Raw genomic sequence first — 16,649 nt, 5'->3', positions numbered from 1 at the left:
ACTGTGACGACCCACAACGAAGGGAAGAAACACCATGACCGCGACACTCACGCATTCGGCCGGAATTCCGGAGTCGGAGTACCTGACCCTCCGGGACCGCATCTTCGAAGCGATCTGGTCCGAACTCGATCCGCTGGAACAGCTGATCGAGGACGACGAGCAGGTTCCGCACGACATCGTCATGCCGATCCTCACCCGGATCGGCGCGCTCGGCCTGCTGGTCCCCCGCGAGTACGGCGGCAGCGGACTCTCGATCGCCCAGTACCTGCCGATCATCGCCGAGTTCGCCAAGGTGCAGGGCGGCCTGCGGGTCATCGTGCACGTGCACAACTCGTTCGCCCACGCGCTCTCCGAAATCGGGAACGAGCAGCAGAAGGCGGCGGTGCTTCCGGGCGCGGCGACGGGCCGGAATTCGGTCGCGTTCGCGCTCACGGAGCCGGGATTCGGGACCGGAGCCGACCTCGGCTCGACCGCGGTACGAGACGGCGACGACTACGTCATCACCGGCGAGAAATGGTTGATCACCAACTCGGACATCGCGTCTCACTTCATCGTGTTCGCGAAGACGACCGACCGCGAAGTCTCCGCGTTCCTCGTTCCCCGCGACACCGAAGGCCTGTCGATCGCGGCACTGCCCGAGACGATGGGCTGCAAGGGCACCGAGCACGGACACGTCACCCTCGACTCCGTCCGGGTTCCCGCCACCGCACTCGTCGGCGCCGAGGGGCAGGGCAACGAGCATCTCGAACGCGCCCTGGAGATCAGCCGGGTCTTCATCGCGGCAAGTTCGCTCGGTACCTCCGAGCGCGCCCTCGAACTGTCGATCGCCCACGCCAAGAGCCGCGTCACGTTCGGCAAGCCGATCGGCACGCGGCAGGCGGTCCAGCGCTACCTGGCGGAGATGGCCACCGACGTCTACGCCCTGCGCGGCATCCTGGCGGACGCGGCGAGGAAGTGGGATGCGGGCGAACGGATTCCGGCCGAGGCCAGTATGTGCAAGCTGTTCGGCCTCGAGGCAGTCGGGCGGGTTACCGACCGGGCGCTGCTCGTCCATGGCGGCATCGGTTACACGCGTGCGCATCCGATCGAGCGCCTGTACCGGGACGCCCGCCTCAATTGGCTCGAGGAGGGCACGCCGACGATCCAGTACCTGGTGGCGGCGGGACGACTGCTCGACGGGTACGCGTTCTCCGACGCATTCGAGACCTCGCGTCGACCCTGACCCGGCCATCCGCCGACCTGCAGCCGGGGCTCGGCTGCGGGTCGGCGCCGCCCTCGAAGGAGATGACAATGACGAACTCAGACCCCACCGTCCTCGTGGCGGGGGCACGAACCCCGTTCGGACGCTTCATGGGATCTGTCGGGTCTCACCGCCGAGGAACTGGGCGGCGACACGATCGGCGGTGCGCTGCAGTCGGGATGTGCCTGTCGGGAATCGACGCGATCACGCCGGCGCACCGAATGATCGCGTGCGGCGACGCGGTCCTGATCGATCACCTCGCGTTCGACGGCCTCCGCGATGCCTTCACCGGGTTGTCGATGGGGGCGCTGACCGAGGCCGGAAATCCCGGGTACGGCATCACGCGGGAGGCTCAGGACGGCTGGGCCGACGGTGCCTGCGCCGTCGTGGTCACGCGGAAGTCGACGGCCGTCCGCCTCGGCGTCCACTCGGATCGGGTGAGGGCGGCATCGGCGCGGCGGCGCTGTGCGGGGCGGCAGCCAGGGGCAGGCCCTGATCGTGCACGTCGCACGCACTCGGATCACAGACCCGGCCGCGCCGAACCCGTGATCCGGGCCGTCTAGACTCACACCTTCGACCGCCGGGAGACAAAGGGGCCCTTCGATGAGCGACAAGTACGACGCCAACCGGGACCGGGTCCTGCAGGTGGCCGCCGAATTGTTCGCGAAATCGGGGTACCACGGCACCGGCATCGCCGACCTGGGCACGGCGGTCGGGCTCGGCCGCGGGGCGCTGTACCACTACATCGGCAGCAAGGAGGCCGTCCTCTACGAGATCAGCAGCAGGCAACTCGCCCAGATGAACACGGTCGCCGACGAACTCGCGCTGTCGGAGGCCGATCCGGAGAAGCGACTGCGCGGCCTCGCCCGGGCGCTGATGCGCAACATCGCCGAACACCGCGCGGAGTGGACGGTCTTCTTCCGCGAGTACCACGCGCTGACGGACGAGCGTCGTGATCGCATCATCGTCGAACGTGAACGCTACGAATCGCATTGGCGGAACGCGTTGGAACAGGGCATTCGCGACGGGCATTTCCGCGTGCTCCCGCGGCTGATGGTGAAGGGCCTGCTGGGCATGTTCAACTACAGCTACCTGTGGATCACCCCCGCGGGCGCGGAGACGCCCGAGGAGATCGCGGACGAGTTCCTCGACGCCGTCATCATCGGGATGCGGGCGTGAGGCGCTCCGCGCCCGTGCGTGGTTAGCGAGTCCCTGCACTCGTTCGCCGCGCACGGGCGGCGCAGCTGCTGACTTGGACCCGCCAAGCCTGGCGCGACTATTCTCGTCGTATGAGCCCGTCCCCGGCCACGCCTGCCCGCTGTTCCATCGCGCGTGCGCTCGAGGTCCTGGGCGACCGGTGGACGCTGCTCATCGTCCGTGACGCGTTCTGGGGTCACAGCCGATTCTCGGAGTTCACGCGCAGTCTCGGTGTGGCGTCCGATGTGCTCACCGCCCGGCTGGCGTTGCTCGTCGACGAGGGAATTCTCGAGCGCCGCGCGTATCGCCAGGCGGGGTCGCGGGAACGTCAGGAGTATGTGCTGACCGAGAAGGGCAGGCAGTTGCATGTCGTGATCGGGGCGCTGGGCCAGTTCGGTCGCGACCACCTGCCGCGTCCGGGGAGCACCTCCCCCGAATACTCGGACGAGACCACCGGCGAGGCCGTGTCCCTGGCCTTTGTCACCGACGACGGCCGACGCGTGTCCGCATCGACTCTGCACGTGCAGCGAGGAGAACCGGCGCCCACGGGCGACTGACGAAGCCGGCCACATCGTGAGAAAACGACGGCTCGACCTCGTCATACCCATGCTAACTTGGAAAATCCAAGCCAGAGAGAGGCAAGAACGCATGTCCCATCAACACGGAGTTCACGCAGTCGAGAATTTCTGGGCCCGGGTGTGGCAGTCACCCCAAGACCCCCACGCGATCGACGAGCTCGTCGTCGACGATTTCGTCATCGTCAGCGGCGGAGAGACGATCCGCGGCCGGGCCGACTTCAAGGAATGGGTGCTGAAGTTCCAGTCCACCGTCGAGGATCTGGAGTTCATCCCCGTCGAAACGTTCCAGAACGCGGACGGCTCCCGCGTCGCGTCGCTGTGGGAGATGACCGGCCACAATCGCGGATTCATGGGCACCGAACCCGACGGGCAGCCCATCCACCTGATCGGCACCGCCGTGTGGAACGTGCGCGCCGACGGGATGCTCGAATCCAACCGCGTGGAGCGCAATGCCTGGGAGCTGCACCGGCGGCTGACGGCCTAGGCGCTTCGCGCCCGTGCGCCTTTCTGGTTGTGGGAGCAACCAAAAAGGCGCACGGGCGGCGGAGCCGCCTACTTCGCTGCCGCGATCCGGGCCTCGGCGACGGCGTCGGCTGCGGCGCCGGCGAGGATGCCGTCCCGCTTCGCGACGTCGAGGATCTGCACGACGGTGGCGAAGATCTTCTCGACCTGCGCGCGGACGTCGTCGGCGGACGTGCCGAGCCGCTCACCGGCGACCTGGATGAGTCCGCCGCCGTTGGCGACGTAGTCGGGGACCCACGTGATGCCGCGGTCACCGAGATCGTGCTCGACGATCGGGTGGGCGAGCTGGTTGTTCGCGGCCCCGCAGATCACCTGGGCGGTGATCGCGGCGACGGATTCGTCGGTGAGGGTGGCGCCCATCGCGCAGGGTGCGTAGACGTCGAGTTCCAGGTCGATGACGCTGGAGGCGATCTTCACCTCGGGGAAGTCGCGGGCCACCCGATCGAGTGCGGCGGCGTTGACGTCGGTGGCGACCACCGATGCACCGTCGGCGAGCAGCAGCTTGATCAGCTGGTAGCCGACCTTGCCGGTGCCCTCGACCCCGACGACGCGTCCGGCGAGGCTCGGGGTGCCCCACTTCTCCTGCGCGCCGGCGCGCATGCCCTGGAAGACGCCGAGGGCGGTCATCGGGGCGCTGTCACCGGATCCGCCGGCGGACGTGTTGCGTCCGACGACGTACTCGGTGGCGCGGCCCATCACGTCGAGGTCGTCGGAGTTGGTGCCCACGTCACCGGCGGTGATGTAGCGCCCGCCGAGCGTCTGGACGAAGCGGGCGTACGCCTCGAGCAGCGCCTCCGACTTTCCGGTGGCCGGGTCGCCGATGATGACGGCCTTGCCGCCGCCGAGGTCGACTCCGGCGATCGCCGACTTGTAGGTCATGCCCCGCGACAGCCGCAGGACATCCTTGAGGGCGGCGGCCTCGTCGGCGTAGGGGTAGAACCGGGTGCCGCCGAGCGCCGGTCCGAGGGTGGTGTCGTGGATCGCGACGATCGCCTTGAGTCCGGTGGCGGGGTCCTGGAAGAACGTCACCTGCTCGTGCGCGGTGTCGGTGGGGAAATCGGTCCGTTCGAACACTCCGGCGTTCTGGAGCGGTGCGGTGGCGTGACGTTCCGCGGTGAGAGTCATGTCTTCTCAGGACCTTTCCGAAGGGGTGGCGATGGTGATGGTGGAGGTGTCGACGCCGAGTTCGGCGAGACGCTGGAGGTAGACGGTGACGTTGCGCAGCTTGACGTCCTCGTAGCCCCGGACGAGGTCGGGAGTCGCGGCGATCAGCGTGGCGGTGTCGTAGGTGTCGGCGGTGAGGTCGGCGATCAGGCCGGCGACCGTGGCCTCGTAGTGCGCGAGCAGTTGACGCTCGAGACGACGGACCTTGGCGTAGCCGAACGGGTCGAACGCGGTGCCGCGCAGGAACTTCGCCTTGGCGAGGGTCTTGAGCGCGACGTGGGAGCGGGGGCCGAATCCGATCTTGGTCTTGCGGCCCATGGCCTTGAGGACCGGCGGGTGCAGCTTATAGGTGAGCTTTCCGGCGCCGGGGACCTCGCCGGCGGCCGCGTCGAGGAAGGCCTGGTCGGTGAGCATCCGGGCCACTTCGTACTCGTCCTTGTAGGCGGTGAGCTTGTGCAGCCCGGCGGCGACGGCCTCGCTGAACTCGGTCCGGCTGCCCAGTGCGCGCTCGGCGTTCCACGCCTGCTGCACCAGGGCGATGTAGCGGGCGGCGACGCGGTCACCCTGGAAGGCGACCAGGTTCGCGGCCCGGCGTTCGGTGAGCTCGCGGGTCGCGCCGTCGAGGGTGGACCCGGCGAACAGGTGGGCCGGGACGACGGTGTCGCTGCGCTGCGGCACGGCGGCCGAGCTGGTGGCGTCGAGGAAGGCCGCCCGGTCGGCGACGGCGACGCGTCCCCAGTGGAACGCGGCCTTGTTGGACTCGACGGCCACCCCGTTGATCTCGAGGGCTTCCTCGATGAACCGGGCGGGGACGGGCAGCCCGCCGGCCTGGTAGGCGGCGCCGACCAGCAGGAAGTTGGCGGCGGCGGTGCTGCCGAACAGCGCGGTGGCGGCGGCGAGGCCGTCGATCGCGGTCAGTTCGCGGGCCGAGACGTCGAGACGCTCGAGCAGCTTGTCCTCGTCCGGGTAGCGGACGGCGGGGTCGTAGACCATGTCGCCGGTCGGGGTCTGGCTCGTCGACGCGACCGTGATGGTGCGGTCGGAGCTGCCGAAGCCGGCGTACTTGGCGTCGGCGGCGGTCAGCAGGTCGAACGCGAGGACGCAGTCGGCGGTCGCGGGGCTGATCCGGTTGGACGGCGCCGAGCTCCCCGCACGCGTCTTCTGGTCGCTGAGCCGCAGGTGCGACGTGACGGGTCCGGCCTTCTGGCTGAGACCGGTCTGGTCGAGTCCCTCGACGTGCAGCCCGGCGCGCAGCGCGGCCATGCCCAGCACCTGGTTGACGGTGACGATGCCGGTACCACCGACACCGGCCATGAACAGGTTGTGGGTTCCGGTCCACACGGCGGGATCGGGGTCGCCGACCTCTGGCGGAACCGGGATCTCGCGCAACGTCTTCGGCGCGCCCTCCTCGGGCAGTTCGACCGTCACGAACGACGGGCAGTCGCCCTCGAGGCAGGAGTAGTCGGTGTTGCAGCTGGTCTGGTCGATCTTGGTCTTGCGGCCGAACTCGGTGTCGACGGGCTGCACGGACAGGCAGTTCGACTTGACGCCGCAGTCGCCGCAGCCCTCGCAGACGGCCTCGTTGATGACGACGCGGGTGCGGCGGGCGGGCAGCTTGCCGCGCTTGCGCTTGCGGCGGGCCTCGGCGGCGCACTGCTGATCGAAGATGAGGACGGTGACGCCCTCGATGTCGCGCAGGACGCGCTGCGCCTCGTCGAGCCGGGTGCGGTCCCACAGCAGCGTGTTGGCGGCGAAGTGGGCGCCCTTGTGCCGCTTCGGGTCCTCGGCGCAGACGATGATCTGCTTGACGCCCTCGGACGCCAGCTTGTGGGTCAGCTGCGGCACGGTCAGCCCGGCCTCGGCGTCCTGGGCGCCGGTCATCGCGACGGCGGAGTTGTAGAGCACCTTGTACGTGATGTTGACGCCGGCCGCGACGCACGCCTGCACGGCGAGCTGGCCGGAGTGGAAGTAGGTGCCGTCGCCGACGTTCTGGAACATGTGCTTGACGTCGCTGAACGGGGCCTGCCCGATCCACTGCGCGCCCTCGCCGCCCATCTGGGTGAGCATGGTGACGGCACTGTCGGTACGGCCGGACATCGTGACCAGGGTGTGGCAGCCGATGCCGCCGCCCGCGATCGATCCCTCGGGCACCGCGGTGGAGCGGTTGTGCGGGCAGCCGGAGCAGAAGTACGGGGTGCGCGACGTCGGGAGGACGGTCAGTTCGAGGCGCGGCGGCGGGGCCGGGGTCAGCGCGACCCGGTCCTTCAGGACGCGTCGCAGCGGTCCGGTGAGCCGGGCGGCGGTCAGTTCGCCGTCGACGGGGATCAGGTTCTTGCCCTGCGCGTTCTTCTTGCCCAGCACGGCGGGTGCACTGGCGCCGCCGTACAGGATGTCCTTGAGCTGCGACTCGACGAACGGCATCTTCTCCTCGACGACGAGGACCTGCTCGACGCCGTCGGCGAGTTCGCGAACCTTGTCGGAACCCAGCGGGTAGGGCATGCCGACCCTGAGGATGCGGATGCCGGCGTCCTCGAGCTGGGAGTCGCCGAGCCCGAGGTCGAGCAGGGCCTGGCGCAGCGAGTCGTACGCGGTGCCGACAGCGGCGATACCCAGCCACGCGGTGCGCGGGTTGACCTCGATCGCGTCGATGTCGTTGGCGGCGTTGAACGCCTCGACCATCGCCCAGCGCGGGCCGTACAGGTCGGCCTCGGCGTAGACGCTGTCGGGCGGGGACGCGAGCACGCGCTGCCGGTACGACCACGGCTTGCCGTTCCACTCGATCTCGGGGAGCACGATGTCGAGGCCGGCGAAGTCGCGGTCGAGGGTCCAGAGTCCGTCGGCGACGTCGGCGACGATCTTCATGCCCGACCAGCAGCCGGAGATCCGCGACAGCGCCACCCCGTAGAGGCCGAACGTGATGACCTCCTCGGCGTTGCGCGGGAAGAAGACGGGCATTCCCATCGCGGCCATGGACCGTTCGCTGGCGCAGGGGATGGTGGAGGACTTGGCGTTGGGGTCGTCGCCCACGAGGACGAGGACGCCGCCGCGCGCGTTGGCGCCGTACATCGCGGCGTGCCGGATGGAGTCGCTGGCGCGGTCGAGGCCGGGACCCTTGCCGTACCAGACGCCGACGACGCCGTCGTGGGTGCGCTCACCCTGCGGGAGGTCCACCTGGCTGCCCCAGACGGACGTCGCGGCGAGTTCCTCGTTCATGCCGGGCACGAATTTCACGTCGTGGTCGGTGCTCAGCGTGGGGATGGCGGCGATGGTGCGGTCGAGGCCGGCGAGGGGGCTGCCCTGGTAGCCGGAGACGAACGTCGCGACGTTCAGGCCCGCGCGGCGGTCGCGTTCGTGCTGCTCCACCAGCTGGCGGGCGATGGCCTGGACACCGGTCATCAACACCGGACCCGAGTCGGCCCGGTATCGGTCGGCGAGATCAAAGGATGCTGCACTGGTGCGAGCGTCGTCTAGCTGAGTCATTGCGATTCCCGATCCGTCGCGTTGAGCATTTCGTGAGCTTGATCCTGTATCTGCTCTATGATTTGGTCAACGCAAATCGGATCAACTGATCAGTTCACGCAACAGGTGACGGTGGTCACTTCCCGGAGGTACCCAAAGTGCTCAGCATCGACAAGCTCGACGTGCAGTTGCTCGGACTGCTCGGCCAGGACTCACGCATGAGCGTGGCCGAACTCGCCAACTCGCTGGGCGTCGCCCGCAACACGGTGCAGTCCCGGATGAAGCGCATGGAGACCAGCGGGCTGCTCACCGGCTTCCGCCCCAACCTCGACCTCGCCGAGGTCGGCATTCCCATCCAGGCGTTCGTCGGGCTGGAACTCGAACAGGGCAAGCTGACCGCCGTCGGCAACCGTCTCGTCGACCTGCCGGAGGTCATCGAGATCCACGCGACCACCGGCCGGGAGGACCTGCTGGTGCGGGTGGCGACGTCCACTCACGCGGAGCTGCAGAAGTTGCTGGAGAAGATCGCGAACCTGCCCGGCATCACGCATTCGACGACCACCATCGCGCTGACGAGCCCGCTGCCGTACCGGATTCAGCCGCTGCTCGAGCACCTCACCGACGACTCCGGGTGGGGCCGGTCGACGGCACTGCCCCGTTCACACCGCTAGGACCGGTGCAGTAGTTTCAGACCATGAGTGAGAGTCAGGGACGAATCGCGTTTATCCAGGCCACGTGGCACCGCAGCATCGTCGACCGCGCACGCGACGGCTTCACCGACGAGGTGACTACGCTGGGCTATTCGAAGGACGACCTGGACTTCTTCGAGGTACCGGGCGCGTTCGAGATCCCGCTGCACGCACGCCGCCTCGCCCTCACGGGGCGTTACGACGCCGTCGTCGCGGCCGCGCTCGTCGTCGACGGCGGCATCTACCGGCACGAGTTCGTCGCGACCGCGGTGATCGACGGCCTCATGCGGGTGCAACTCGACACGGACGTGCCGGTGTTCTCGGTTGTGCTGACCCCGCACCACTTCCACGAGCACGACGAGCACCTCACCTACTTCGGCGAGCACTTCGTCAAGAAGGGCGCCGAGGCCGCGCGGGCCTGCGTCGCCACCGTCACATCGCTGAAGTCGCTGCCGACCGCGAACTGACTCGCCTCCCGAATCCGCAACGAGAACACCACCGCCGGTACGTACCGGCGGTGGTGTTCTCGTATTTCGGGGGTCGGGTGCGCTACCCGGCGACGAAATGCGACAGAATCGCCTGCACCGCAGCCGGGTCGATCTTTCCCGAATTACCCATCAGGCCGTTGATCAAGCCCATATTCATCTCCGCGATTCCACTCGAATGTCGACAGTCACGCTGGCTGTCGTCGGCGCGAGCGAAATCGTTACGGGGTCGAACTATCCGGCCCTCGCGTGCCGGTGCTGGACGAAGAGGAGCCAGAACACCGGCGCGCCGACGACGGCGAGGATGGTCGCGAACACGCGGAGCCCGACGTTCCCCTCGCCGAAGGGGGCGATCATGAGGACGATCGTGCAGACGACGGCGCCGAGCAGTTGCCAGTGCGCGCCGAAGAAGCCCGCGATCATCGCCCATGCGTTGCGGGCGACGATGCGCGCCGGCGACTCGGGCTCGGGTGGGGGCGGCGGGGACGGGGTCACCGCAACCGTCGAGTTACGAGCGGCGGCCACCAGTTTCGGGGCGTGGGCGCCGAGCGGCGGGGTTTCGCCGTCGGGTTCGCACCGGAACAGGGCGATGCCGACGGCGTCCGCGTAGTCGACGGCCTCGTCGGTGTATCCGGGGCCGGAGAAGTACAGCAGTTTCCGGGCGTGGCTGGTTCCGCGGGTGCCGTAGAGGTTCGCGAGATCCGATTTGCCTGCGCTGCCGCCGCGCCACTTCACCTGCGCGTACGCGCGTGACGAGTAGACGTCGATGCCGCCGTCCGTGCCGCCGAGTAGCGCTGTCGCGTCGCCGTAACCGAGCTTCTGCATCTGCTCGGCGGCATTGATTTCAGCTTCAGCCGCCGTGCGTATGCGTGCCATGCCTCACTCCCCCAGATCGAACCAGTCTTTCCCTTCGAAGGTACCCGCAGATCCGGCCAAACCAGCTATCCGCCGGTGAACGTCACACAGTCGTCGTCGGATTGCAACGCACTGCAACCCTTCCCGGCCGCGTGCCGGCGTCGTACCGTTCGGCCCATCAGCAGGTTCACAACGAGGTGAGGGCGGATTCATGAGAGCAGCGCGCTTCCACGGACGACGCGACATCCGGATCGACGACATCCCCGAACCGGAATTACGGCCCGGCGCCGTGAAACTCCGGGTCGGGTGGTGCGGCATCTGCGGCACCGACCTGCACGAGTACCTGGAGGGCCCGATCTTCATCTCCCCGCCGGGACATCCGCATCCGCTGTCGCACGAGAACGCGCCGGTGACGATGGGCCACGAGTTCTCCGGGACGGTGGAGGAGGTCGGTGAGGGCGTCACCGATGTCGCGGTGGGCGACAACGTGGTGGTGGAGCCGTACTTCGTGTGCAACGAGTGCGCGTCCTGCACGGCGGGCAATTATCACCTGTGTACGAAGATGGGGTTCATCGGATTGGCCGGTGGCGGAGGCGGACTCAGTGAGAAGGTGGTGGTCGACCGCCGGTGGGTGCACAAGATCGGCGACATCCCGCTCGACGAGGCAGCCCTGATCGAACCGCTCAGCGTCGCGCATCATGCCGTCGTCCGCAGCGGGGCCGAAGCCGGCGACGTCGCGCTGGTCGGCGGTGCCGGGCCGATCGGACTCCTGGTCGCCGCGGTCCTGAAGGGTCTGGGTGTCACCACGATCGTCACCGAACTCAGCGACGCCCGGAAGCAGAAGGCGCTGTCCAGCGGGGTCGCCGATCACGTCGTCGACCCGTCCTCGGCGGACGTGAAGGCCCGGGTGCTCGAGCTGACCGGCGGCGTCGGCGCCGATCTCGGGTTCGAGTGCGCGGGGGTGAACGCCGTCCTCGACACCATCCTCGACGCCGTCCGTCCCGCGGCCGTGGTGGTGAACGTGTCGATCTGGGGCAAGCCCGCGACGGTCGACATGCAGAAACTCGTCCTCAAGGAGATCGACCTGCGCGGCACCATCGCCTACGTCCGCGACCACGAGGCGGTGATCGAGATGGTCCGCAGCGGGGTGATCGACCTGGCCCCGTTCATCACGGGCCGGATCGAACTCGACAATCTGGTCTCCGAGGGACTCACCACGTTGATCGAGCACAACGACACGGCGGTGAAGATCCTGGTCCGGGCGTGAGAGTCAGTCGGGTTCGTCCGTCGACGGCGTCACCGCCCTGGCCTTGAGCGCCAGCCACAACTCCATGCGGTCGTCGGCCTGGTCGAGGTTCCGTCCGGTCAGCGCCGCGATCTTGTCGATCCGGTTCCGGACGGTGTTGCGGTGCACGGAGAGGGCAGCCGCCGCGGGGTCCCATGCCCCGTTGGCGCGCAGCCATTCCTCGAGTGTTCGCTGGAGTTCGACGCGTTCGCGCGGCTCGAGCTGATCGAGGGGTGCGAGGACGGCGGTCGAGAAGCCGCTGAGCACGTCGGCCGAGCCGAGGCGCAGCAGCAACTGGACGGTCTCCCCCTCCTTGGCGTCGACGGCGCGGCCCAGCCGGGCACTGACCGCGACGAGGGACCGTGCCTGCATCGCCGACACGGCCAGCGCGTCCACGGGAACCAGCGCGCCGATCCCGATCGCGCATCCCTCCGCGACCCTGGACAGCAGGTCCGCGAGCCCGGCGGACTCGGGGTGCGCGATCTCGATGTCCCAATTGCGCTGCCGCAGGACGGCATCCGGGAGGGCCGAACCGATCCGGACGGTCAGATCGGCCACCGCGTCGGGAGTGGAGCGCACGACGGCGATCTGCAGGGGGTCGCGGGACAGCCCGATGCCGGCGGCGATCTGATGGGCGCGTTCCCGTCGGAGTCCGGGCCGGAGCAACTGCGCCAGCGCCGCCGCCCGCCGCTGCCGTTCCGGTTCGCCGGCCACGTGACGGCGTTCGAGTTCGAGCGACAGGAGCGAGACGAGAACATTGGACGCGTGCCGCAGCGCGCTGTCCGCCGACCTCTCGAGCACGACGAACGCGAGCGGGTTCTCGATGCGAACGGGGTGCAGTTCGAGTTCCCGCCGACCGGCGCCACCGAACGCCGTCCAGCCCCGGGCGCGGGTGGTGTATCGACCCACCTGATCCTCAGCGTCCTGCAGGAACGCCGCATCGACCCCGTCGGAGAGTTGGACGACCCCGCCCGACGCGTCCAGCACCGCGCAGAGTGAGCCGCTGACGGAACGCCACGTGTCGAGCAGTCCGCTCAGCGGCGACGGTCCGGCCGCGACCGCCGTGAGCTGATAGCTCAATTCGATGGCATCCTCGAGCGCGCGTTTCTCCTCCTCGGCTATCCGGGAGAAGATCCACTTGGTGATGGCGATGAACGGCACCGAATCGGGGGCGATGAGCAGCGGGACGCCGAATTCACGCGCCGCCTCGACGAGCGGCGCCGGTGGTGCCTGATAGGGCAGCCCGTGCCCCAGCCCCAGGCACAGCGCGGCGACCCCGCCCGCGACGCAGTCCCGGACGTAGTCGCGGCACCCGGACTCGGTCATGGGAAGCATGAGACCGACGGTCATCAGCAACTCCCCGCCCTGCAGCCAATCCCGCGGGCGCGTCAGTTCGGACACGTGCGCTGCGGTGATGGGGTTGTTCACCCCGGCCGTGCCGCTCATCGACGTGAGCCGGAGCGTGGGAGCGGACAGCACGTCCTGGACGGTGATCACCGGCATCCCCTTGTACGAATTGCCCAACCGTAATAGACGAACTGTACATCTCGCCTCTGGTGCCGGAGCGGCGCACTGCGCAGAGTAGTGATCAGAGCCACAGCACCTCCTAGGAGTTTCAGTGACAGATCACTCCGGCGACACCGCCGCGACCCTCGGTGGCACCATCGAGACCCGCTCGATCGACTACGTCCCCGAGGACGAACGTCACGGGAAGGTCCGCGACCAGGGCCCCTTCTGGTTCGTCGGAAACTTCCAGCCCTTCACGGTGGCCATCGGCTTCGTCGGTCCCGCCCTCGGCCTGTCGCTGGGCTGGACGGTCGTCGCGGGCATTCTCGGCATCTTCTTCGGAACGTTGTTCATGGCGTTCCACGCGTCGCAGGGACCGGTCCTCGGACTCCCGCAGATGGTGCAGTCCCGCGCGCAGTTCGGCTACCGCGGTGTCGTCCTCGCGCTGATCGGGACCTTGTTCACGTACGTCGGGTTCAACGTGGTGGACGTCGTCATCATCAAGTCGGGCCTGCACAGCATCTTCGGGTGGAACGCGGCCGTCATCGCCGTCGTCATCACCGCCGTCGCGACGCTCCTCGCCATCTACGGCCACGACCTGCTGCACCTGTCGTTCCGTGTGCTGTTCTGGCTGTCGCTGCCGCTGTGGGCCATCCTCACGTGGGGCGTCGTATTCGGGCACGCCGGCGGCGACGCGGGCGCCACGACGGGCGGGTTCACCCTGCTGGCGTTCATCGCCCAGTTCAGTGTCGCGGCCTCCTACAACATCACGTACGCGCCGTACGTGTCGGACTACTCGCGGTACCTGCCGCGCAACACGCGGACGTCGGCGATCGTGTCGGCCGTGTTCCTCGGCGCCTCCGCGTCGCCGGTCTGGCTGATCCCGGTGGGCGCGTGGATGGCCACCCGACTCGGAGCGACGGATGCGCTCGCCGGCATCCACGACGCCGGCAACTCGGTGGTCCCGTTCCTCGGCAGCGTGCTCGCCCTCGTCGCGACGCTCGTACTGGTGGCCACCATGGGCCTGAACGCGTACAGCGGCATGCTCACCGTGATCACCGGCATCGACTCCTTCCGGAAGGTCACCCCCTCGCGCCGGATCCGGGTGGTGACCGTCCTCGCGCTGGCGGCGGTCTGGCTGGTGCTGAGTCTGCTGTTCACCGATTCGACGACCGTCCTGAACACGACGCTGCTGATCATGCTGTACCTCCTCGTGCCGTGGACCGCCGTCAATCTCACCGACTTCTTCTTCGTGCGCCGCGGGCACTACGCCATCACCGACCTGTTCACGCCGGACGGGTTGTACGGAATGTGGTCGTGGCGGGGCATGACCGCCTTCTTCGCCGGCATCGTCGCGTCCGTTCCGTTCATGGTGCTGCCGTTCTACGTCGGACCGATCGCCGCGGCGCTCGGTGACGTCGACGTCGCGTTCGCGGTCGGCCTCGCCGTGTCCGGGATCGTGTACTGGTTCCTGTCCCGGTCGCTCGACCTCGACACCGAGGAACGGTTCATCGAAGACAGCGAAGCCGCACTGGCAGTCGAGGAGACCCATGCTCATGGCTGACACGGCGACGACAGCAGACGTCCAGGACGCGATCGACGCACTGATCCGGGCATTCGGCGAGCACGACACGACCGCCTACTTCGAGGCGTTCAGCCCGGACGCGACGTTCGTCTTCTACACCCACCCGGTGCCGCTGCCCAGTCGCGAGGCCTACCGCAACCTGTGGACCGAGTGGGAGTCGGACGGGTTCCGCGTCCTGGCGTGCCGCTCCAGCGAGCAGAACGTCACGTTCCCGGCCCCGGATGTCGCAGTGCTGACGCATCGGGTCGGCACCACCGTGCGGGATTCGACGGGAACGGTCGAACTCGACGAGCGGGAGACGATCGTGTTCCGGCGTCGCGAAGGCTCGGGCTGGATCGCCGTCCACGAGCACTTGTCGCCCCAGTCGAACACAGCCTGATAGCTGTCAGATAACTGGCTCGACGTGCACCACGTCACATCAGGACCCCGCCGGGTTGCGGAGGCAGGCTCGTGACGGTGTACTGGTGAGTAACCCTGCCCGGCTCGGCCTATCGCGAAGGTGCACAGATGACGGACGAACGGCCCGCCAAGAACCAGACCCGACCGGACAAGGCGACGCGATCGACGCCGAAAGAAGAGACCGCGGACGTCTCCAAGACCGATCTCGCGGCCGTCGTCGACGCGCTCACGGCGACGAACGAGAAGAACTTCGACTTCTGAAACCCGAGCGTCAGTCCCGTTCCCGGTGCGGCACGAATTCGAACGTCAGGCACGCGAACGCCACGGGCAGCAGGTACCGGAAACGCAGGAGCACGTAGCGCCGGTTCCCCGTCGCATGGAACTTGCCGAGGTAGCGGTACAGCGACTCCAGCGCGATCAGCGCGTCGCCCAGGTGCAGGACGCGGCGGAAGAGCCGGGCGCCGGCACCGGGTGCGTCGGGGTCGAGGAGTTCGGGAAACGCCGCGAACGACAGCGAGACGTAGCGCGCACCGGTCCGCTCGGCGTACCGGATGACGTCGACGGTCATGCGTTCGTCGGTGCCGTTCGGGGCGCCGTCACCGCGCCACGGCACGTCGAGGCTCAGCTCGCGGGCGGAATCGGCGGTGCCGTACCGCTGGAAGGCGACGGCGCGACCGGTGCAGTCGCGGGCGACCACGAGAAGAACACCGGGAAGCGTGCCGTCCAGCAGGTGGTCGAGGATCATCGAGAACCCGCGGCGCTGATGTCCGGCGCGGGCGGCGTCGACGATGTCGGTGAGTTCCCGGCGTGTCGGTTCGTCGAGCGCGGCTTCGGGGACGATCTCGGTGGTGAGCCCGGCGTTGCGGGTGCGCTGCACCGCCTGCCGGAGGTTCCGGAACTTTCGGCCGTGCAGGGTGAAGGATCCGACGTCGATCACCACGTCGCGGCCGATCGGGACCGCCGTCAACGGCTTTCGGGTGTCGCCGCCGATCTCCCACAGCCGGGTGACCCGCTCCCCCGCGCCGAGCACCGCGACGCGCCACCCGCGTTCGGCCGCGAACTCGTCGAACGCGTCGAGGAGCGCGCCGAACTCGAGCGGGTCTCCGATGGGATCGCCGGAGACGACGGCGATCCCGGACCGCGCCCGGTAGGCGATCGCCGCGGTGCCCGACGCGTTGAGGTAGTACGACTTCGCCGAATTGAGGGCGAACGGCGACAGTGGATCGTCCGTGGTCCGCTGGATCAGCGAGAAGACGCGGGCACGGTCCTCGGGCTGCGGCACGCTGCGCACCGGCAGCATCAGGACGGGTCCGGTGGCCACGAGGAGCAGGAACCCCGGGGTCGAATGTGCGCTCGAATACGCCACATCCGCGACCGCCACCATCAGCACCGCCGCGGCCGCATGCGTGACGGTGACGGGCCGTCGCAGGTGCAGTCCCCGGGCCACGAGCAGGACGGCGATTCCGGACGCCACCATCCACGTGCGGACGGGACCCGACCGTCCGGCCATCCACATGAGCACGAGGCCGACCACGACAGTGGCGCCGACGAGCGCCATCCGCGCCGCGGGCGATTCGGGCCGGTAGACCCGCAGCCCAGGCACGGTCGTCGGTGTCGATTTCGAATTCTGCACGCGCACCCCTGCACCCGGAAACGACTGTTCCGTACCTCCAATCTAGCGGCTC

Annotated in this window: 16 protein-coding genes; 11 read left to right on the top strand and 5 right to left on the bottom strand. The window is 68.5% G+C overall.

Annotated elements, in window-relative coordinates:
* The first annotated feature begins 34 nt into the window (after positions 1–34).
* The 5 genes from BLV94_RS39200 (at position 35) to BLV94_RS39180 (ending at position 3,499) form a co-directional block, all read left to right on the top strand.
* Entirely contained in the window at positions 35–1,222 is a 1,188-nt protein-coding gene (locus tag BLV94_RS39200) for an acyl-CoA dehydrogenase family protein (RefSeq protein WP_072945892.1), read from the top strand.
* A 68-nt stretch (positions 1,223–1,290) separates the two neighbouring features.
* Positions 1,291–1,803, top strand: coding sequence for an acetyl-CoA C-acetyltransferase (locus tag BLV94_RS48080; RefSeq protein ID WP_244163764.1), 513 nt, complete (start codon positions 1,291–1,293; stop codon positions 1,801–1,803).
* A 40-nt stretch (positions 1,804–1,843) separates the two neighbouring features.
* A complete protein-coding gene (locus tag BLV94_RS39190; protein ID WP_072945888.1) occupies positions 1,844–2,419 on the top strand; it encodes a TetR/AcrR family transcriptional regulator in 576 nt (191 codons plus the stop codon).
* A 110-nt stretch (positions 2,420–2,529) separates the two neighbouring features.
* Entirely contained in the window at positions 2,530–2,994 is a 465-nt protein-coding gene (locus BLV94_RS39185) for a winged helix-turn-helix transcriptional regulator (protein ID WP_072945886.1), read from the top strand.
* 91 nt (positions 2,995–3,085) lie between these two features.
* A complete protein-coding gene (locus BLV94_RS39180) occupies positions 3,086–3,499 on the top strand; it encodes an ester cyclase (RefSeq protein ID WP_072945883.1) in 414 nt (137 codons plus the stop codon).
* A gap of 68 nt (positions 3,500–3,567) precedes the next feature.
* On the opposite strand, the gene BLV94_RS39175 is transcribed toward BLV94_RS39180, so the two are convergent.
* Positions 3,568–4,662, bottom strand: coding sequence for a Glu/Leu/Phe/Val family dehydrogenase (locus tag BLV94_RS39175; RefSeq protein WP_072945879.1), 1,095 nt, complete (start codon positions 4,660–4,662; stop codon positions 3,568–3,570).
* Between the two features lie 6 nt (positions 4,663–4,668).
* A complete protein-coding gene (locus BLV94_RS39170) occupies positions 4,669–8,181 on the bottom strand; it encodes an indolepyruvate ferredoxin oxidoreductase family protein (protein WP_072945877.1) in 3,513 nt (1,170 codons plus the stop codon).
* Between the two features lie 137 nt (positions 8,182–8,318).
* Here BLV94_RS39170 and BLV94_RS39165 point away from each other — a divergent pair, with 137 nt between their 5' ends.
* Together BLV94_RS39165 and BLV94_RS39160 are read left to right on the top strand one after the other, a co-directional pair.
* Positions 8,319–8,831, top strand: coding sequence for an Lrp/AsnC family transcriptional regulator (locus BLV94_RS39165; RefSeq protein WP_072945874.1), 513 nt, complete (start codon positions 8,319–8,321; stop codon positions 8,829–8,831).
* A 23-nt stretch (positions 8,832–8,854) separates the two neighbouring features.
* Positions 8,855–9,316, top strand: coding sequence for a 6,7-dimethyl-8-ribityllumazine synthase (locus BLV94_RS39160; protein WP_072945872.1), 462 nt, complete (start codon positions 8,855–8,857; stop codon positions 9,314–9,316).
* Positions 9,317–9,568: 252 nt separating this feature from the next.
* On the opposite strand, the gene BLV94_RS39155 is transcribed toward BLV94_RS39160, so the two are convergent.
* Entirely contained in the window at positions 9,569–10,210 is a 642-nt protein-coding gene (locus BLV94_RS39155; RefSeq protein ID WP_072945870.1) for a restriction endonuclease, read from the bottom strand.
* Positions 10,211–10,400: 190 nt separating this feature from the next.
* Here BLV94_RS39155 and BLV94_RS39150 point away from each other — a divergent pair, with 190 nt between their 5' ends.
* The gene (locus BLV94_RS39150; protein ID WP_072945867.1) at positions 10,401–11,456 is read left to right on the top strand and encodes a 2,3-butanediol dehydrogenase; all 1,056 of its coding nucleotides are present in this window, start codon (positions 10,401–10,403) and stop codon (positions 11,454–11,456) included.
* 3 nt (positions 11,457–11,459) lie between these two features.
* Here the strand turns inward: BLV94_RS39150 and BLV94_RS39145 are convergent, their stop codons facing one another.
* The gene (locus BLV94_RS39145) at positions 11,460–12,977 is read right to left on the bottom strand and encodes a PucR family transcriptional regulator (protein ID WP_244163870.1); all 1,518 of its coding nucleotides are present in this window, start codon (positions 12,975–12,977) and stop codon (positions 11,460–11,462) included.
* A gap of 115 nt (positions 12,978–13,092) precedes the next feature.
* Between BLV94_RS39145 and BLV94_RS39140 the strand changes: the two genes are divergently transcribed.
* The 3 genes from BLV94_RS39140 to BLV94_RS49725 all read left to right on the top strand — a co-directional run bounded on the left by BLV94_RS39140 (position 13,093) and on the right by BLV94_RS49725 (position 15,225).
* Entirely contained in the window at positions 13,093–14,544 is a 1,452-nt protein-coding gene (locus BLV94_RS39140) for a purine-cytosine permease family protein (protein WP_072945865.1), read from the top strand.
* Positions 14,537–14,944: a YybH family protein gene (locus BLV94_RS39135; RefSeq protein WP_072946146.1), complete on the top strand. Its 408-nt coding sequence runs from the start codon at positions 14,537–14,539 to the stop codon at positions 14,942–14,944. The genes BLV94_RS39140 and BLV94_RS39135 overlap by 8 nt, the downstream gene beginning before the upstream one ends.
* Before the next feature lie 128 nt (positions 14,945–15,072).
* A complete protein-coding gene (locus BLV94_RS49725) occupies positions 15,073–15,225 on the top strand; it encodes a hypothetical protein (protein ID WP_167372209.1) in 153 nt (50 codons plus the stop codon).
* A 10-nt stretch (positions 15,226–15,235) separates the two neighbouring features.
* Here BLV94_RS49725 and BLV94_RS39130 read toward each other — a convergent pair whose 3' ends face one another.
* Positions 15,236–16,603 carry a bifunctional lysylphosphatidylglycerol flippase/synthetase MprF gene (locus BLV94_RS39130; protein WP_072945863.1) on the bottom strand — a complete coding sequence of 456 codons (1,368 nt, stop codon included), beginning with the start codon at positions 16,601–16,603 and terminating at the stop codon, positions 15,236–15,238.
* Positions 16,604–16,649 lie beyond the last annotated feature (46 nt).

It is taken from the genome of Rhodococcus koreensis (genome assembly GCF_900105905.1).
Classification (GTDB): Bacteria; Actinomycetota; Actinomycetes; order Mycobacteriales; family Mycobacteriaceae; genus Rhodococcus_F; species Rhodococcus_F koreensis.
The sequence above is the reverse complement of the archived record's forward strand: the minus strand, read 5'-3'. Positions and strand labels throughout refer to the sequence as shown.